Source organism: Haliscomenobacter sp. (genome assembly GCF_041740695.1).
In the GTDB taxonomy this organism is placed as follows: Bacteria; Bacteroidota; Bacteroidia; order Chitinophagales; family Saprospiraceae; genus Haliscomenobacter.
Window position 1 is genome coordinate 1 of sequence record NZ_JBGSLK010000013.1, and the last position, 17602, is coordinate 17602.

Sequence of the window (17602 nt, forward strand, 5' to 3'; positions counted from 1 at the left end):
GAGAGGACGATTTCTTGGCTCATGTGGTCAAGAAGGCTCTCCCTTGATTACGAAGCCGACACCAGAACTAGTGAGACTTTTGTTTTGATTGCTAACATTCATCTCATATTGAGAAAAACGTAATTTTTTACAGGCTCTTAACACCTGCTTCGTCAAAATATTCAAATTCTTTCAACTTGTCATTCTCATATATTTCACGAGCGCTAATTTGTCCATTTTTGTGGTACCATACCCAGGTGCCTATTTTTTTATCTCTAGCGTAGTTACCCTCGCTATCTAAAGCATTGGAATAAAACCAGCTACGCCAGGGGCCTGTTTTGTACCCATCGGCGTATTCTCCTTCGGATTCTTTTGCTCCATTTGCATAATAGTAGGTGAAATGCCCGGTTTTTTTCTCTGTCTTAGGATTGCTAAAATATCCTTGCATTTGTAGCTGGCCATCCAAATAAAAATCATTGGCAACCCATAAGTTTTGCGCATTTTTGTATAGCTTTCGATAATAAGATGCATCCTGTTCAACGGTTGGTCGCCAAAAAGCGTCAAAATAAGTTCGGATCGTGTCTTGGCAAAATGCACACAGGGATAAACCTGTAAGAAGGAAGGTAAAAATAAGTTTCATATTAACTGTAGATTTGGTTTGTTCAAAAGTAGGGAACGTTTAGGAAAAAAATTAGTTCCATTGATCGAGTTTTTTTAATATTCTGCTGAATTAGCAAAAACTTATTGGTTTAGGCTAGTTTTACCGCCTGAGAATAAAACTCATAAACAAAACTGAATCTATTATGATGAAAATGATGAAAAACCTGCTGGCTGGGCTGCTATTCTTACTGCCCTTTACTGGATTCGCTCAACTCTCAGTCGTAGGTGACTGGACAGCGAGCGACAAAGATGAAAACGGAAACGTACTTACATTTAAAGTCTCGATGAAAGCTAACGGTACTTATGCAGTTGATTTAGGCGTAGATGGCACGATTGAAATAGAAGGAAAATACTCGATAGAAGGCGATACAATGACCATAGAAGATGTAAGCGGCCCTGCTGCATGCAAGGATGGAAAAGGGGTATACAAATTTGTACTCACGGAAACTACGAATTCACTAACGATGGTGAGCGACCCTTGTGGACACGCAGGCCCAACGGGTAAAACCTTTTTTACTCGGGTAAAATAAAATAGATTGTTGGAGGTAAGGGAGTTTATTTCTTTGCCTTCAACAACCTATGAGGCAAAGCACACTTTTTCCTTATCCTAAAGCGGTAGAGATATCCCAATTACCCCGATCTTTTTCGCGACTTACGCCGCCTAACCATATCCATCTGTACTTTTTCGTGTTCTAAAAAGGCTTCCAGTTCCTGCACAGCGGGCAGATGTAGTTTGTATTGACTCACAAAAATGCGCTCATCTAAGCCGCCAAGTGCGAAACGCACTACTGTTTCATGTTTTGCGGTACAGAGCAAAATACCAATAGGTGGGTTGTCGTCAGTTTGCTGTTCATTTTCTTTATAAAAGTTGACATACCCGTTCATCTGGCCCGCGTGTTCGAGTTTGAAAGGCTCGTTTTTTAGGTCAATTAACACATGGCATTTAAGCAAGCGATGGTAAAAAACAAGGTCAACTTTGTACCATTCCGACCCAATGAGCATACGCTTTTGCCTAGCCTCAAAGCAGAAACCGCGACCAAGTTCGAGCAGAAATAGCTGTAAATGGTCGAGTAGTGCCTTTTCCAAATCACGTTCTTGAATGCTAGCTCCTACGGGTATGCCAAGAAATTCAAACACAAAAGGGGAGCGGATAAAATCTTCCGGACTAAACGGTGCAGCACCCTGATGCACGCGTTCCAATAGCGTGTTTTTATCGGTAGAAAGCCCGGTGCGTTCAAACAAAGCCGAATCTATCTGCCGCTTTAACTCCCTCACCCCCCAACCGCCTTTGATGCTTTCGATCTCATAAAATGCCCTTTTTACTGGTTCATCAAACTGTAGGATGAGCGTAATATGAGAAAATGACAAGCGGTTAAGTAGCTGCTCGGGATCAGTTTCGTAGGATTGTGCAGACGTCTGCACAATTTCAAGCAAATGATTTTCAGTCAATTGGAATTGGTCAGACGTCTGACCAATTTGCAAACTCTTTAAGGTATCAAATGCTTGTTGGCCAATTCGACGGTAAGCCAGATAGAATTGTTTGGACAACTTCAAAGTTGTAGAAGAAAGCCCTGAACGGTTCATTGACTTGGCGAGGCTTTGAATCAGCTTCGCCCCATACTTGGCCCGATCTTCGCCATTTTGCTCAAACTCGACGATGTAAAACCCCATCAGCCAATTGCGCACGGTCATGTAGCGGTTGACTGATCTGCCCGCTTCGAGACGAAAACCATCTTCAAGGTGAAGTAGTATTTGTTGGAGAGTGGTAAATTGCATAGGTGATTATAGAGGTGTTGGATGAAAGTGTAAATTTAAAACATTTAATTTATTTTTAAAAATTATTTTTAAATTTTAGTTTTAAATCTAACAAAAAATGCATCTTAAAAGAGCGCAAAAATCCCTATTTTTGATCCCATTGAAAAACTGATTTTGGAATGGATAAATTAACCCACTACGCCGATATCATCAAGCAAGTCATTACCGAATACGCCACTACCCTCAAATTGGTCAATGGCCCGATTACCGAATTTCAATTGATCTTCAGACTTGAACCAGTGGCCAGATTTGTTCAAACGATTAAACGCAACTAACAAATAGAAGATGAATATTTACAGCTTTCAAGAAATAAAAGAACTCATTGAAAAAAATGAATTAAAGGAAGCATTGAATATAATGCTTGCGTGTACTGATTTTATAAATGATTTCTACAACAATGATTCCCAAAACAATACATTACACGCAAATTTACTGGGCAAAAACTTGCATAACGATTTAATTAATTTAAAAGGTTGGTTAGCAGGGAATAATCGAAATTTCAGGAATGGGATTATTTCCATTGGCGATTTTGTGTTAAATGAAAATAAAATACGAATTGCTTTGATAAATATTGTTGAAGAATTAAAGTCCATTGACGGACTCATTCAAGACCTAAGGTTTAGCATAAAGAAAATGATGCATGAATTACCTAACTATAAACGCTCTTATGAATCTTTCGTTGAAATTGATTATAATAAAATTACAAATGGCGAATTAAATATAATTAAGTTTGATCTAGCCGAAATTCAAGGAATAGGAGATTTTCTTAATGCTGTATATCTAGCTATGTCTGATTTTTTACCTCCATTCACCTATGAAGAAAAATGGATTTTGGTCGATATTGAAGGGCAAAAAATGTATTACAAGTCAAGGCTTGATAAATTAGAAAATATTGATAAAGAAAATTTATCAAAATATAATATAGTAAAAGGGACGAAACTAGAGGTTATGCCACTATTGGCAGATAAATAGTGAAATCGAAGATGGACCTCACCAACAACTAAACTCCGCCTCAACCCCCATCTCCTTCAACAACGCCTGAATTTTACTAAAACAATACTCATCATCATACCGTGCCGCCAACCAATCCAATAAAGCAGGAAAGTTCGGCGCTATTCCTTGCTCCGTGGATATTTTGTGCATCAATTTTTGCACCTCGTCTTTGTTGACGGAAAGGTAATACTCGTAATCTGAGTCTCCTCTAATACTTTTAACAATTTCACCTACGTCATAACCAGCAATGACCAATGCTCCGCTTTCACGCTCTTCCGCAGTAATGACAACGTGAAGCCCTTCTCTTTTGTCTTCGTACAATGTTTTTTGTCCCATCATGAATGGTTCTGTATGGATATGGAATGCAGGTGGTTATAGGTAAAAGAGAACACCCAAGCCCTAGCCCAGGTGTTCTCTCCCTATGCATTACTTCACCTCAACCCTCTCCCCACTCGAAAAGCTACTAAACTCCGGCGCATACATACACTGAATACTACTGATCCCATTCGAAAACGACCCTTTGTGTACGACCCGCAGCGGGTATTCAAACACATAAGTCCCTTTTCTTAGGTAATCGATGAAGAAGTGCGTCGCCGCATCGCCAGTACTTTCGTAGTAGCCCAGGCCGCCCTGGTACTTGTATTGGCTCAGCACGTTCATCGGTTCGAAGCCGGAGGCACGCATGTCTTTCAGGTGGATGTATTCCATGTCGCGGTCGGAGCGCAGTTCTACCCGTACGATCAGTTTGTCGCCAGGGCGCAGGGGCTCGGTGTCGGTGATCTCGCGTAGTTTCAGCCCGGTCGCGGTTTTTTCCTCTTTGAAGAGTTTTTTCTTCAGCGTCAGCGGAGTTGCTTCGAAGCCTTTGATTTTGTCCAGTTGTTCGAAGTACTGCCAGTACATAGCGCCCCAGGCGATGCCGCTGTTGGGATTGCTCACACTCACCTGCTCCATACCTGGCTGGATGTCTTTGCCCTTCCAGGAGGTTTTGAAGTAGCCGGTGCCCGGTTCTGCGTCGTTTTGCGCTTTACTGATGCTAGCCTGAGCAGCTTTATTCTTCATTTGTTTGAACTCCAGTTTCACCGGTTCGGCGTCGGCCAATATGTCCACCTTGCCTTGGGTCACGAGCAGGGCGTAGATCGCTTCCGAAGTCGCCTTGGTCGTTTTCCAGTGGGTGGTCTGTTTGTTGCGCAGCAGCCATACCTTCAACTCGTCCACTGCTTTGTCGTCTTTGCCGACCTCGGCGAAGAGTTCGATCATCAGCGACTGCGTTTCAACGGGGGCTTCATACCAGTAGTAGCCCGATGGCAATTTCCAGTACATACCCAACTCTTCGGAGCGGATGGCGCGTTCACCCAGAGATTTTACGATCTGCGCAGGCGTAGTTTTGTCCTCAAAACGGTGCAGCGCCAGTGCCAGCATCCCCTGCTGGTAATTGCCCTTTTTGGTCCAGTAGGTTTTGGCCTGTTGGATCAGGTAGTTGCGCGCTTCGGTAGCTTCCTTGGTGCTGGTAGCTTTGGGATAAAAGCTACGGGTGTACAGGTAGTGGATGTACATGTCCCAAAGGTTGTCGTCGGACAACTTCAGGCGTTTATCCTTTTCCGCTTTTTTCAGGTCTTCATAGGCCTTGACCACTTGAGCATCGCAGAATTCGATCGCTTTCAGCGCCATTTCATCACTCGCCAATTTGGGTTTTACGCCCAGTTTGGCCAGGTGACCAAAGCCCGAAGCCAGGTGTTGAGTGATGTACCAGTTGCCCGTTCCGCCGGGGAACCAGCTCCAGCCGCCATCCGCCATTTGGCGTTCGCGCAATTTGCCCAAGGCAGCTACCTCCTCGTTGGCCATACGGTCCAGGTCGAAGAGGATGGCGATTTGTTGGCGTTGTTTTTCTTCACTTTGTGCTTCCAGTACCCAGGGCGTTTCTTCCAGGAGTACCGACTTCAGTTCTTGGTTGGCACGCAGGTTGCTTTGCAAAGCCGTGGCAGAATTTTTCCACTTGTCGAACACCTGGCGGATTTTGGGGTGCTGATCCACCACGTGCGCGGCTAGGGTATTCGCATAATAGCGACTAAATATCTGCTCGGAACAGTCGTGCGGGTATTCCATCAAGTAAGGCAGCGCCTTCACGGCCAACCAAGCTGGGTTGGAGGTGAATTCCAACGTAAACTGGTACGGCTGCATGGTGCTGGACTTGAAGCTTTCCCCCATCGAAGCCAGGGTAAAGCTTTTGTTTTGTTTGCTGCGTACAAACAAGGGCAAAGTCTCCGTCACCAACATGCGGTTGCTCAGTACGGGCAAGGCATTTTCTTCCCCATCGCTAAAACTGCCCGCCGAAGCCATCACCCGGTACGTCACCGCGCTGGCCCCACCTACGGGGATTTTCAGTTTCCAGGACAAGGGCGACGACTGCCCAATTGCTACGGTAAAGGACTGCGAGCTATTGTTATTCGCCAGTTGCGCATCGATCGCCGAACCATTCACCGCGTCAAACAACTGCAAGGAAGCCATCCCCGTAAGCACTTGACCACTCAGGTTGCTCACCTTGGCGGTAAACTCAATCTCATCCCCCTCGCGCAGGAAACGTGGCGCGTTGGGTTGTACCATCAATTCTTTTTGGGTCACCACCGAGCGGGTGGTGCTACCGATTTTCAGGTCTTTGGTATGCGCCAGGCCCAGGAATTTCCAGCGGGTCAGGGCCTCGTTCATCTTGAATTTGATGAGGATGGCACCGCTGGCATCGGTGGCCAGTTCGGGTAGGAAGAAAACGGTTTCTTTGAGGTTGGTGCGGGGCTGGAAGTCGGCGGGCTTGGCCTCTGGCTTGGCTTCAGCTACAGGCTTATCATCCAGCTCTACACCTGCGCTATCCTTGGATTTTTTCTCCAATGCGTAGGGTGCTGGCTGTGCTCCTGGTGGAGCCATTGCCGCTTCTTCTTGTACGGCCATATCATGCATTACATTTGGCGCACTTCGCGACATGGTACGAGCGCGGCCGCCCACCACCCTTACATCACCACCTTCTCCATCGTAAATATAGCCAAACCAGTTGAAGCTTGGATAAGCACGACCAGCTACTTCGCCTTGAGTTGTGCTGATGAAATAATTGGCGGAAGTTGCGCCAAAAGCTTGATTGTTCCAGCGGTAAGCCGAGTAGGATTGGCTGCCAAAAGGCCACATGTACCAACTGTTGACTGCAAACTGGTCCAAGGACTCATCGTACAGCGTAGCCACCATTTCTGCCGCCACTTGTTCACCCTTCGGCCCGCTGATGCGCAAGCGCCATTCTTCGTCCTGACCGGGTTTGAGTTTGTCGCGGAAAGTTTGGTATTCTACTTTCAGTTCCTGGTTGCTCCAGGGCACATTCAGGGTCAGGTGGTCACTGTAGGCACGGCCATTCCACACGTAGGCGAGCAGGTACTGCACATTGCCCCGGTCAGCTTCTTTCACCAGGTAACTTTCCTCTGCCCAGTTTTTGAGGCTGATCCATTTGCGGTCGCGGATGCGGTTGTTTTTTTCGGTTTCAATCAGGATTTTGAGGTTCGGCAAACCGGAGTACATCATGAGGTCGGCCATTTCTTCCGGCTCAAAGCTGCTTTGGTCCCATTCCCGCATCAGGAGGGTACTGGCGGGGATTTGTTTGCTTACGCTGTTGTAGGCCTGGAAGTATTTGGTGATTTCAATTTTTTCACCCTTGGCATCCTGGGTACTCAATTCCAATGCGTAATGACCCGCACTGAGGTTCATCATCGGCAACGCCAGGCTGTCGTTTTCGGCAGTATTGAAATTTTGATCAAAAACTACATCCTGCTTGGCCCAGCTTTCAGGTTTGTCTTCTTTGCCAAAAGGCAGGTTGGGGAAAGCAGCGCGAAAATCTTTTTCGGCAATGCTGGGCCGATCCGGGGCTTCCCACAAGCGATTTTGGTAGGGCTGAGTCGGACTCTGAAGGCGGTAAATTTTGACCTTGCCACTCGCCGCCTGGAATTGTCCGTCCAGGTTCTGGGTGCGGATGCCCAGGTAATAGGTTCTGGCTTGATCCATTTTTTCTGCCATATCCAGTTCCACATTCAACCCAATGTAACCAATGGTCACGCTGCGTTGAGCGGAATGGGTTTCACCCGTGATGTCCACCACATCGGCGTACACGGTGAATTGGAATTCGGGTTTGTCTGCTGCCGCCACATTCCGGTCGGGAATAGCCTGGAAGCTGATGCTGAACAAGCCTTGGTCGTCCGTCTGGGTTTCACCCTGGGCAATTTCCTGCTCTTCACTGTTGCCTGGCCAATAACCACCCCAGCGCCACATCATCCACCAGGGAATGCGGGTTTGGCGCACCACGCGGTAGGTAACCTTGGCACCGGTAATGTTGTTGCCTGCAAAGGCTTTGGCGTCGCCTTTAACGTTGATTTCCTGATCCAGTTTGGCCTCTCCCTCCAGTGGCTTGAGGGTTATTTCAAAGGTTGGGCGTTTGTATTCTTCTACATTGAAGCTAGTGGAAGAAGCACCGATGCTGCTGATCAGGCTCATGCGACCACGCAAACCACCCGCAGGGGCCACAAAGGTGCCGTTGAAGGAGCCGTAGGCGTTGGTCACCAGCTCTTTGCGTTCAATTTCCTGGTTGTTGGCATCAAAAAAGGTCACGGTCACTTTGGTATTGGTCAAAATGATCGGCTTCTCATTGGGGCGGTTTTCCACCGCGATGCCTTTATAATAGATCGTTTGTCCGGGGCGGTAAATGGCGCGATCCAGGAAGAAGTACGTGTTTTGCGTAATGTCTTCGCGTATGTCGCGGCTGTAGCTGTAGTAGCTGTCGTTCAGGTACAGGTAGTCCTTACCCTGAACGAGGCGCACGCGGATGGAGCGATCGCGGACATTGGAGGACACGAAGCCATCGGCATCGGTTTTGGCTTTGCCAATTTCAATGTCATCGTAGGTGCGGGAAGTACGGTTGTATTCGTTACTAAAAAAGGTCGCTTCTACACCTGAGATGGGTTCACCGGTTTGGCGATTGACCACCACCAAATTCAGAGACCCCGTATCGTCGTTGCGGGTCAGGATACCGAAGTTGGAGACGTGGAAAAAAGCAATGGCTGGGCGGCGTTCCTTGTTGCCCATGGCATCGTCGTCGGCAGCCAGCAGGGCGTAAAAGCCCAGTTCGAGGCCATCGGTTTTGATTTCGGTGGAGTGTTCCTGCAGGTCCCCATCATCGGGCAGTGTGGCCGTCCACTTCCGCACAGGTTTGAGTTTGCGCAAAAAAGCATCGCCCTCTTCCTGGCGCAATTTGCGGTGTTTGTCGCGTTGTTCAGGGGTAAGTTGCACCAGGCGCAGGAAGGTTTTGCTCGCGTTGCGGAAGCCGATCTGAATCAAAATGGGCTCTTTCGGGCTGCTCACTTCCTCCAGTTGCAGGTTCACGCTGCGGTTGCCGAGGCTGGCGATCAGGTTTTTGCACAACTGTGCGCTATTCGATTTGGGGAATTTTTTGATACAATCCTCACAAATCGTTTTGGCCTTTTTCAGGTCCAGGCGGTATTTCTCGGTGTTTTTGTCCTGAGCGTTGAACTGCCGGCCCCGTTGGGCGAAATGTTGCGCCATGCGGTAGGTAGCCCCACCTGCGGCAGGATGAGTAGGATATTTTTTCACCACGTTTTCCAAAGCCGCCAGGTATAAGTCAGCTTTATTGGCCAAAGTGGAATTTTCGTTTACAAAATCAAGGCGCAACAAGTCAGCATCGATCAATGCATCGGGCGCAGGATCGTTCAGGTGTACTTTGATGACCTCCTGGTACAACAACAAGGCGCGGCGATGGTACGAAACCTCATCTTTGCTGGGAAAATTAGCCGAGGCAAAACTGGCCGCATCACCAAATGCGGCAGGATTGTCGATGTAAAACTTATACGCTGGCGTGGCCACCCGGCTCCGTGAGTTGGCAAAATGGCTGATGGCCCGGTGGGCCAACACGTCGAAAAGGGTTGGCCGTAGGCCTTCCGTATTGACCCCGGGCAACAAAATGGGGTCGTAGTTTTTCAGTGGAGTGCTGCGTAAACCCTGCCCTTCAACCGAAGCCAGGTAAAGTTTGGCACTTTCATCCTGGATTTGCTCCGCCGACCAGGTGGCCAGATCATCGGGCTTATAATCGGCAATGGTGGTGCGGTTGCTGAGGCGCCAGTAATTTTCGTCCTGGTATTTCTGGTACAACTGCCCCAACATGGACTGGAGAATGTTTTTTTCTGGAAAACCAGCCCCTTCCACTTCTTCCCGCAGGCGGTTGATGGCCAGGATTTCACCGTTTTCTTCCAGGTTAGCCAGGTATTTGCTGCGGTAAATCAGGGCTTTGAGGACTTGGGCAGATTCTTTCTCTTGTTTCGCCCGGGTGTAGAGCGCGTCTACTTTTTCCAGCGCAGTGCGCAGCAATCCCTGATTTTCCAGGGAATCGATCTGCTTCCATTCTTTAGGATAATCTTTCAGGGTCATTGGGCGTTGGGTTGAAAAAAGGTTTTTGCCGAACCCCGTCAAGATGACGAGTGTACTTGCAAGAGCGAGGAGTGTCCATTGGATTATTGACTTGTGGTTGTTTTTCATCGTAGTATGTTTATCAAGCACCGGATGCAAAGACTTATAAAATTACATAAAAAAATGTTACGAAATGGGCTTTTGTGCCTCGGTTCCTTAACTTTTACATAGCAGTATTTATTGTTTGAAGGTTGAGAAGGTTGAGAAAGTTGAGGGAGGTTGAGGCTACCGCAGCGATTTTGACATCGACATTGCTCAAGTCGCTGCGGTAGCCTCAACCTTACTTAACTTTTTTCATAAAAAATCAAAAAAACTGGAACGTCCCCTACCTGCTCCAACACCTATTGATGAATGTTCACCAAAATCATAGTTATGAAATGGTTGATCAGCCTTCTATTTATCCTGGCACAATGCCAAACTGACCCTGACATGATCCCTGAACAACACACTATTCGCGCCAAAGTAGGCGAAAAGTTTACGATTGAGTTACCCGGCAGCATCGCGACCGGCTACAGTTGGGCTTTGGCCAATCCAGTGGACAGCCAATACGTACACCTGGATCGCCAAACCTATCAAGAGTCTGAAAAAACCACCGACGGAAAATCGGGCATGGATGTATTTGTGTTCAAAGCATTGAAACAAGGCAAGACCACGCTGGATTTTGTGTACCGGAGGCCCTTTAACAAGCAGATTCCTGCGGACGCCAAGCGAGAAAGCTACACCGTACAGATCGACTAGAAGAACCGGGAGGTAGTGTCCCCTTAAACGAACAGTACCTTCCGCCCCCCATAAATCCCAAAATTCTATCACCAACCCTTTAAGCAAATTACCATGAAAAAGTTAACCTTTGCTGGCTTTACCAAGCCGCTCTACCTATTTGCACTATTGTTGAGCGCTTGTAGCATGTACGCTCAAGTTCAAGTTCCCCAGATCTACATCAACCGTGAAATTCAAGCACCCCAGCCCATCAAATTGGAGTTGCAACAACAACGCCAGTTTATTGCGACCCAAAGATTACCTTTTGCAGTAGGTTTCACTTCTGTATCCGGTCGCTCCATTGCACAAATTACCGGCGAAAGGGAACCATCCCCTCAACAACTCCAGAGCATCAACACTTACCTGCGCACCAAAACCTTCACCATCGACCCCGGTGTATTGGCTTGTAATGCAGGCATGGGAGCTTATGATGCACGCTCCAAAGGGCACGTTACACCTGTTCGCGATCAGGCTGGTTGCGGCAGCTGCTGGGCTTTTGGTACCGTTGCGGCTTATGAGTCCAACTACCTGAAAATAAACGGTGGCGCTGCTAATGCCTTGAACCTTTCCGAGCAACAAGTACTCTCCTGCTCTGGCGGTGGCGACTGCAGTGGAGGGATGACCAACCTGGTTTATCAATGGTGGGTAGACGGCAACAACAGTGTAGCGACTGAAGCTACTTATCCTTATAGCTCTTCGGCAACGGCTTGTCAATCCAAACCTGCAACCTCTTACAAGGCAGAAGCCTGGGGTTTGGCCGATCCTGCCGCAACCTATGCAGGCATTGCTTCGGTAGCTAAAATCAAAGAAGCCATTTGTAAATATGGTTCGGTTGCCTCCAGCGTCATGGTAGATGGTTTGTTCCAAAACTATGTAGCGGGTACATTCTTTGGCTTTGCCAGCAACTACGGCAGTCCTTCTTCCAACCACGTGGTACAAATCATCGGCTGGGACGACGCCAAAGGCGCATGGTTGATCAAAAACTCCTGGGGAACCAACTGGGGCATGGGTGGTCTGATGTGGATCAAGTACAACGCCAACAACATTGGTCGCCGGGCAGTGTGGGTGAAAGCGAAAGCAAATTTGGTACTGGTTAATCCTGGTATCATCAAGAATCCTGGCATCATAGTAGGTCTACTTGACAACTGGGTAAACGTTGACCCTAACACGGTTAGCTTGACCAAGATCAACTTTGTAGACAGTGGCAACAACATCGCAACCTGGGGTCAATGCTCCCCCCAAGATTGCGACTGGGGCAAAGCGCAGGTGGTCAAACTCAATGGCAATCCAAATTATACCCACCAAGCCATTTACAACCAGAATTTTGTGGTCCGCACCCTCTTCATCAACAAGCAGGCCACAGGCATGAAGGTGGTAATGGTCAGCAAATTCAATGATGCACGAGGCACGCAGACGGCGACGATGACGTTTAAGAAAGCGTAAAGTGAAGAGTGAAGAGTGAAGAGTGAAGAGTGAAGAGTGAAAAATACGCTAAACGGTGGAATCCAAATGGTGTAATTGCTCATCACTCTTCACTCATCACTCTTCACTCTTTTCACTCCTAAAGAAAAAGGCAAAGCCCAGCAAAATCACCACCGCCAGCCCGGCAGGTACCATCCAGATCGAAGTCCAGTTGTGTACCCCATCCGCATTGTATAGGTCCACTACAAATCCGCTGATGTACGATCCGATGAACATTCCGATGCCATAAGTAGCCAGGGTAATCAAACCTTGAGCCGAACTTTTGAAACGCTCTCCAGCTTGTTGCTCCGTATAAATTTGGCCCGTTACAAAGAAGAAGTCGTAACAAACGCCGTGTAGAATAATCCCTACGATCAACATCCAATAATTGGCCCCGGCATCGCCATAGGCGAAACAGATGTAGCGCAAAGCCCAGGCCAACATTCCCACCAATAAGATCTTTTTGATGCCATAGCGAATCAAGGCTACTGGCAGTACCAACATGAAAGCAATTTCGCTGATTTGACCCCAGCTCATTTTCCCCGCTGCACCTTCCATTCCCGCTTCATTCAAAAAAGGATTGGCAAAGTTGTAATAAAAGGAGAGCGGAATACAGACCAGGATGGAGCCGATAAAAAAGATCAAATAAGATGGGTTTTTCAGCATGCCCAGCGCTTCCAGCCCCAGGATATCACTGATGGAGATTTTTTCTTCTTTGCTCTTGGGAGGTGGTGTGTTCGGCAAGAAAAAACTAAAGACACCCAATGCTGCTGAAGCAATCGCTCCGATCAAGAAGGTTTGATCCAAAGACTTGGTTTTTTCCAAAGCCAAATACGCGATAATGTTACCCACCACAATCCAGCCGATGGTGCCCAATACCCGCACCGGGGGGAATTCTTTGGCCGTATCGCTCATCTGTCTAAAAGCAATCGCATTGACCAAGGCCAAAGTTGGCATGTACAACAACATGTAGATGAGGACCAGGACATAAAAGCCATTGAAGTCACTTTGTTGCCCTAAGAAGTAGAGCACTACTGCGCCAACCAGGTGCAAAACGCCCAGGATGCGCTGTGCAGGAAAAAAACGGTCGGCAATCAAGCCAATAAAAAAAGGCGCAATGATGGCACCGATGCTCACGGTTTGATACGCCAATCCAATTTGTACCCCAGTGGCTTGGAGGTTGTCCCCCAGGTAAGTACCCATGGTAACGTACCAGGAGCCCCAGATCAGGAACTCCAAGAACATCATGACCATCAATTGAAAACGGGTGGTTGCACTCATGTTTTGTGAAAGGCTTGGATGAAAAAGATAAAATTATACTTGGGTAAAAGTAAAAAAGCCGGAATAATTTATGGTGGAATTTCCTTTTAATTTTGTGAGTGACAAATAAAATCCCAGAATGCAGTAAATATTCCTAAATTTCGGGCATCTTCCAAACCAAATTTTTCAATCTATGAAGCTTACACCTTTTGCCAAAATTTTAATTCTGGCGCTGGTTGCAGTGGGGATCTTTTTTGCGGTACGTAAATATTTGCCTCAAAATACTGCCACAAGTACAACCAAAACTGAAGAAAAAACTTCTCCGGCCAGACCTGTCGAGGAAGAAGAGGAAAAACCGAGCACCAAATCAAAGACTACCACTAGCCGGGCTGCTTTTAGCTATTTGCCTCCCGCCCCGGTCAATGGCAAGCTGAAAGGGGTTGTAGAATTGGGCGCTTCCGGTTTCAACTCTTTCATCATCAATGTTGATGCTAAAAAAACCTGGAAGCTTGAAAAAGCGGAGTTTGGCTCCAGTCTGGTGTACGAAAACATGGCTACCGACGACGATGTGCGCGCGGGGCTCAAAAATTACATCGGCAACATGCTTGCTTTTGGTGTGTCGCCAAAAGACATTCACTTCGTGGTGAGTTCCGGAGCCCTCAAAACGCCGGAAACCCAAAAAATCTCCAAGGGGCTCAAAGCACTCAAGTATTTCGTCAACCCCGTTACCGCTGAACAAGAAGGCACCTATGCACTCAAGTGTGTATTGCCCGCCTCCTATGCAAATGAAGCTTTTGTATTGGACATTGGCTCAGGCAACACTAAGGTTTCCTGGATGGATGGAGGCGAAATCAAAAGTGGTGAAACTTATGGTTCCAAGTATTACCAAAACAACGTAAGTGACCAAGCAGCATATGACGAAGCTGCTTCCATCGCGGCTCAAATTCCAGCCTCCAAGCGCAAGATTTGCTTCATCATCGGTGGCGTTCCTTTTGAGTTTGCCAAAGCCATCCGCAATGGCAAAGAACGCTATACTGTACTGACCAAACCTGAAGACATTAAAGCAGAAGGTGGCAAACAAAAATCGGGCTTGAACATCTACAAGGCTTTTGCCGAGGAAACGGGCTGCAAAACCTTTGTCTTTGATTGGGATGCCAACTTCACGATCGGGTTCTTGCTGGACTTGAAGTGAAGAGTGAAGAGTGAAGAGTGAAGAGTGAAGAGTGAAGAGTGAAGAGTGAAGAGTGAAGAGTGAAGAGTGAAGAGTGAAAAATACGCTAAACGGTGGAATCCAAATGGTGTAAATGCTTTTCACTCTTCACTTTTCACTCTTTTTCATTTTCTCCACGCCCTCCTTCCACTTCGGGATCAAGGCCCGGATTTTGGTCATCGAAATCGGTTTGACCACATAATCATTCATTCCTGCTGCAAAACAAGCCTCCTGGTCTTCGGGAGCTGCTGCTGCCGTCATGGCGACGATATAGGGCTGGGGGGCTGTACTCAGTTTGCGCAAGGCTCGGGTTGCTTCAATGCCGTCTAATTCTGGCATTTGTACATCCATAAAAATAAGGTCGTAATCCTGCTGGCTCAGTTTTTGAATCACCCCATTCCCATTGTCCACAATGTCGATATGGTACCCAAAGTGTTCCATGATGCGGGCAATCAACTTTTGATTGAGGATATTGTCTTCGGCTACCAAAATACTCAAGGGGTATACATCCGCCAATTTACCTTCCTCTCCCCCACCGTTATCGGGTAACTGAACAAGTGGAATGCCCGCTTCCAACTGCACACAAAAAGTGAAGGTGGTTCCATGGTTCAGTACACTTTCTACTTTGACTTCACCACCCATCATCGTGACGATGGTTTGGGTAATGGCCAAGCCCAGACCAGCGCCACGGAATGGATGTTGGGTAGCCGTTTTTATTTCAGAAAAAGGACGAAACAACTTGGGCAGGTCTTCTTCGGAAATCCCTACACCAGAATCTTTTACTTCAAAAACAATACATATTTTACCCGGTACCTGCATCGCCTTTTTGGCCACTTTGATCTCAATACTCCCGGTGTTTGAAAATTTGATGGCATTGCTGACCAGGTTTACAATGACCTGACGCAATCGATACGCATCCCCGCGCAAATTTTCTGGTGTATTGGGGGCAATCAGCACGTTCAATGTCAATTGTTTGTTGCTGATTTTGGGCTCATTGCGGAACAACACGAGGGTGCTATTCATCAATGTGGTCAATTGAAAATTCTGGCTTTCCAAAAATAGCCGCCCCTGGTCAATCCGCGACATATCGAGCACATCACTCACCAAATTGAGCAGGTGCCGACTACTGATGCTGATCGTTTCCAGGTATTCTTGCTGCCGGGGACTGAGTTCGGTCTCGTTGAGCAAATCGGCAGTGCCTATAATGGAATTGAGTGGGGTGCGGATCTCGTGGCTCATGTTGGCCAAAAACTCGGTTTTGGCACGTTCGGCTTTCTCCGCCTTTTCCTTTTCCTTGATGATTTCTTCCTGGGAATGCTCCAGCCTTTCGGTAGTTTGAAGCAATACTTCCCGGTCTTCTTCGTAGCTGCTTTTGAAAAAAGAAATGGTGAGTGCCAAAAAAACAATCCCAAAGATGTAGGTATTGAACAGATCGAGTTGTAGCTGTAAGTCAGTCTGATACTGTCGCAAGGTTTCGGGATGATAGAGCTCGATCAATAAAAGAACCGTAGACAAGAGGGCTAAAGCAATAAAAAAAAGGACGTTGTTTCTTTTTTTGATCAACAAGGCCCCTAATACTGCGAACATTGCCATCAACACCAGCGAAGGACCCCGTACCCCGTAGTTGGCAAACCATGAAATCGCCAGAAAAACCCCGATCGACACCAGAAAATAAGGCCGAATCTGCCGATATCGATTTCTGTACCGCGACAAATAAAAGCAGATGGCGCTGACCAGCATGGTTCCACCGAGCATAGAATTGACAAACCAGTGGATACCAATGGTGATGTTCTGTATAAGGCCAACCCCCACGCTGACGAACGTGCCAAAAGTAACAATATCAGACAGTTTGTTCTCAAGTGGTACTGTGGTGTCGTTCAAGCGCAGGAAACGGTTTAGGAAGTTTTTCATAGGAGAACGAGGTTTCATTTCCTTGCAACCTAAAGTTAAAAAGATTATTCATATTATACAATTTTTGAGCTTAAGCGCCGAGATTTAAGCTAATCCACAGATTTTTCCGAATTGCGCGGCATTATTATTATGTTTGTGGGAAATTATACTTGCAACCTATGAAAGTGTTGATTTTCGGATTGGGTAATTTTGGTGCTTCCTTGGCTTTTCAGTTGACTGAAATGGGCCATGAAGTCATTGCCATTGACAAAAACCCGGACAAAGTTGAGATAATCAAAGATAAAGTAACCCACGCGGTTACTCTGGATGGCACCAACTTGGTGGCTTTGCGCAACCTGCCTTTAAAAGATACCGATGTTGCTGTAGTGGCCATTGGGGAAAATGAAGGTGCCTCTTTGATGACCACCGCCAACCTAAAAACCCTGGGGGTAAAACGGGTCATCAGTCGATCTTTGTCCAATACCCACGAAACAGTACTCGAAGCGATGGGCATCCAGGAAATCCTGCACCCGGAGTTGGAAGCTGCGGAGCGCCTGGCCAAAAAACTCAACCTTAAAACGGCCATTGAATCCTTTGACTTGGATCAAAATCACTCGGTGGTAGAGTTGCACCTGCCCCCCTCTTTTGTAGGAAAAACCGTGCAGGAGGTTGATTTGCGCAAAAATTTCAACTTGAACATCGTCACCATCGTACGCAAGCGCATCAAGAAAAACTTGCTCGGCATCAATAAAGTCATTTACGTCTCCGAAGGGGTCGTTAAACCCGATACTATTTTTGAAGAAGGGGACATCCTCGTCGTCTTCGGCACCAATCCCGAAATCAAATCCCTGGCGGATACGCATGATGTGGGAAGGGAAGGGGGATACTAAAAAAGTGAAGAGTGAAGAGTGAGGCGGTGAAATCCAAATGGTGTACCTGCTTTTCACTTTTCACTTTTCACTCTTCACTCTTCACTCTTCACTCTTCACTCTTCACTCTTCACTCTTCACTCTTCACTCTTCACTCTTCACTCTTCACTCTTCACTCTTCACTCTTCACTCTTCACTCTTCACTTAC

At 47.0% G+C, this 17602-nt stretch carries 13 protein-coding genes; 7 read left to right on the plus strand and 6 right to left on the minus strand.

All coding sequences use genetic code 11. The features are described 5' to 3' along the window. Positions 1-127: 127 nt before the first annotated feature. Entirely contained in the window at positions 128-619 is a 492-nt protein-coding gene (locus ACEW9O_RS02010) for a toxin-antitoxin system YwqK family antitoxin (protein WP_373548445.1), read from the minus strand. Positions 620-782: 163 nt separating this feature from the next. Between ACEW9O_RS02010 and ACEW9O_RS02015 the strand changes: the two genes are divergently transcribed. Further along, positions 783-1169: a hypothetical protein gene (locus ACEW9O_RS02015; protein WP_373548446.1), complete on the plus strand. Its 387-nt coding sequence runs from the start codon at positions 783-785 to the stop codon at positions 1167-1169. Between the two features lie 100 nt (positions 1170-1269). On the opposite strand, the gene ACEW9O_RS02020 is transcribed toward ACEW9O_RS02015, so the two are convergent. Beyond that, complete coding sequence (locus ACEW9O_RS02020) at positions 1270-2415, minus strand: YhcG family protein (RefSeq protein ID WP_373548447.1); 1146 nt, start codon at positions 2413-2415, stop codon at positions 1270-1272. A gap of 158 nt (positions 2416-2573) precedes the next feature. On the opposite strand from ACEW9O_RS02020, the gene ACEW9O_RS02025 reads away from it, so the two are divergent. Continuing rightward, positions 2574-2729, plus strand: a complete 156-nt coding sequence (locus ACEW9O_RS02025) for a hypothetical protein (protein ID WP_373548448.1) — start codon at positions 2574-2576, stop codon at positions 2727-2729. Between the two features lie 10 nt (positions 2730-2739). Then, a complete protein-coding gene (locus tag ACEW9O_RS02030) occupies positions 2740-3426 on the plus strand; it encodes a hypothetical protein (protein WP_373548449.1) in 687 nt (228 codons plus the stop codon). Positions 3427-3444: 18 nt separating this feature from the next. On the opposite strand, the gene ACEW9O_RS02035 is transcribed toward ACEW9O_RS02030, so the two are convergent. Continuing rightward, positions 3445-3786, minus strand: a complete 342-nt coding sequence (locus tag ACEW9O_RS02035) for a hypothetical protein (RefSeq protein WP_373548450.1) — start codon at positions 3784-3786, stop codon at positions 3445-3447. Between the two features lie 87 nt (positions 3787-3873). Continuing rightward, positions 3874-10017, minus strand: a complete 6144-nt coding sequence (locus ACEW9O_RS02040; protein WP_373548451.1) for an alpha-2-macroglobulin — start codon at positions 10015-10017, stop codon at positions 3874-3876. A 303-nt stretch (positions 10018-10320) separates the two neighbouring features. Between ACEW9O_RS02040 and ACEW9O_RS02045 the strand changes: the two genes are divergently transcribed. Together ACEW9O_RS02045 and ACEW9O_RS02050 are read left to right on the plus strand one after the other, a co-directional pair. Further along, positions 10321-10686: a protease inhibitor I42 family protein gene (locus ACEW9O_RS02045; protein ID WP_373548452.1), complete on the plus strand. Its 366-nt coding sequence runs from the start codon at positions 10321-10323 to the stop codon at positions 10684-10686. 93 nt (positions 10687-10779) lie between these two features. Beyond that, positions 10780-12147: a C1 family peptidase gene (locus tag ACEW9O_RS02050; protein WP_373548453.1), complete on the plus strand. Its 1368-nt coding sequence runs from the start codon at positions 10780-10782 to the stop codon at positions 12145-12147. Between the two features lie 96 nt (positions 12148-12243). Here the strand turns inward: ACEW9O_RS02050 and ACEW9O_RS02055 are convergent, their stop codons facing one another. Beyond that, entirely contained in the window at positions 12244-13446 is a 1203-nt protein-coding gene (locus tag ACEW9O_RS02055) for a nucleoside permease (protein WP_373548454.1), read from the minus strand. A 172-nt stretch (positions 13447-13618) separates the two neighbouring features. On the opposite strand from ACEW9O_RS02055, the gene ACEW9O_RS02060 reads away from it, so the two are divergent. Continuing rightward, on the plus strand, positions 13619-14617 hold the full coding sequence (locus ACEW9O_RS02060; RefSeq protein WP_373548455.1) for a hypothetical protein: 999 nt from the start codon (positions 13619-13621) through the stop codon (positions 14615-14617). Positions 14618-14743: 126 nt separating this feature from the next. Here ACEW9O_RS02060 and ACEW9O_RS02065 read toward each other — a convergent pair whose 3' ends face one another. Continuing rightward, a complete protein-coding gene (locus tag ACEW9O_RS02065; protein WP_373548456.1) occupies positions 14744-16546 on the minus strand; it encodes an ATP-binding protein in 1803 nt (600 codons plus the stop codon). 158 nt (positions 16547-16704) lie between these two features. Between ACEW9O_RS02065 and ACEW9O_RS02070 the strand changes: the two genes are divergently transcribed. After that, the gene (locus tag ACEW9O_RS02070; protein WP_373548457.1) at positions 16705-17415 is read left to right on the plus strand and encodes a TrkA family potassium uptake protein; all 711 of its coding nucleotides are present in this window, start codon (positions 16705-16707) and stop codon (positions 17413-17415) included. Positions 17416-17602: the final 187 nt, after the last annotated feature.

What these genes read in the sequence shown, in the direction of transcription:
- ACEW9O_RS02050 (WP_373548453.1), top strand. Translation starts at nt 10,780, where the DNA reads ATGAAAAAGTTAACCTTTGCTGGCTTTACCAAGCCGCTCTACCTATTT.
- ACEW9O_RS02045 (WP_373548452.1), top strand. Translation starts at nt 10,321, where the DNA reads ATGAAATGGTTGATCAGCCTTCTATTTATCCTGGCACAATGCCAAACT.
- ACEW9O_RS02070 (WP_373548457.1), top strand. Translation starts at nt 16,705, where the DNA reads ATGAAAGTGTTGATTTTCGGATTGGGTAATTTTGGTGCTTCCTTGGCT.
- ACEW9O_RS02055 (WP_373548454.1), bottom strand. Translation starts at nt 13,446, where the DNA reads ATGAGTGCAACCACCCGTTTTCAATTGATGGTCATGATGTTCTTGGAG.
- ACEW9O_RS02010 (WP_373548445.1), bottom strand. Translation starts at nt 619, where the DNA reads ATGAAACTTATTTTTACCTTCCTTCTTACAGGTTTATCCCTGTGTGCA.
- ACEW9O_RS02025 (WP_373548448.1), top strand. Translation starts at nt 2,574, where the DNA reads ATGGATAAATTAACCCACTACGCCGATATCATCAAGCAAGTCATTACC.
- ACEW9O_RS02060 (WP_373548455.1), top strand. Translation starts at nt 13,619, where the DNA reads ATGAAGCTTACACCTTTTGCCAAAATTTTAATTCTGGCGCTGGTTGCA.
- ACEW9O_RS02015 (WP_373548446.1), top strand. Translation starts at nt 783, where the DNA reads ATGATGAAAATGATGAAAAACCTGCTGGCTGGGCTGCTATTCTTACTG.
- ACEW9O_RS02040 (WP_373548451.1), bottom strand. Translation starts at nt 10,017, where the DNA reads ATGAAAAACAACCACAAGTCAATAATCCAATGGACACTCCTCGCTCTT.
- ACEW9O_RS02065 (WP_373548456.1), bottom strand. Translation starts at nt 16,546, where the DNA reads ATGAAAAACTTCCTAAACCGTTTCCTGCGCTTGAACGACACCACAGTA.
- ACEW9O_RS02030 (WP_373548449.1), top strand. Translation starts at nt 2,740, where the DNA reads ATGAATATTTACAGCTTTCAAGAAATAAAAGAACTCATTGAAAAAAAT.
- ACEW9O_RS02035 (WP_373548450.1), bottom strand. Translation starts at nt 3,786, where the DNA reads ATGATGGGACAAAAAACATTGTACGAAGACAAAAGAGAAGGGCTTCAC.
- ACEW9O_RS02020 (WP_373548447.1), bottom strand. Translation starts at nt 2,415, where the DNA reads ATGCAATTTACCACTCTCCAACAAATACTACTTCACCTTGAAGATGGT.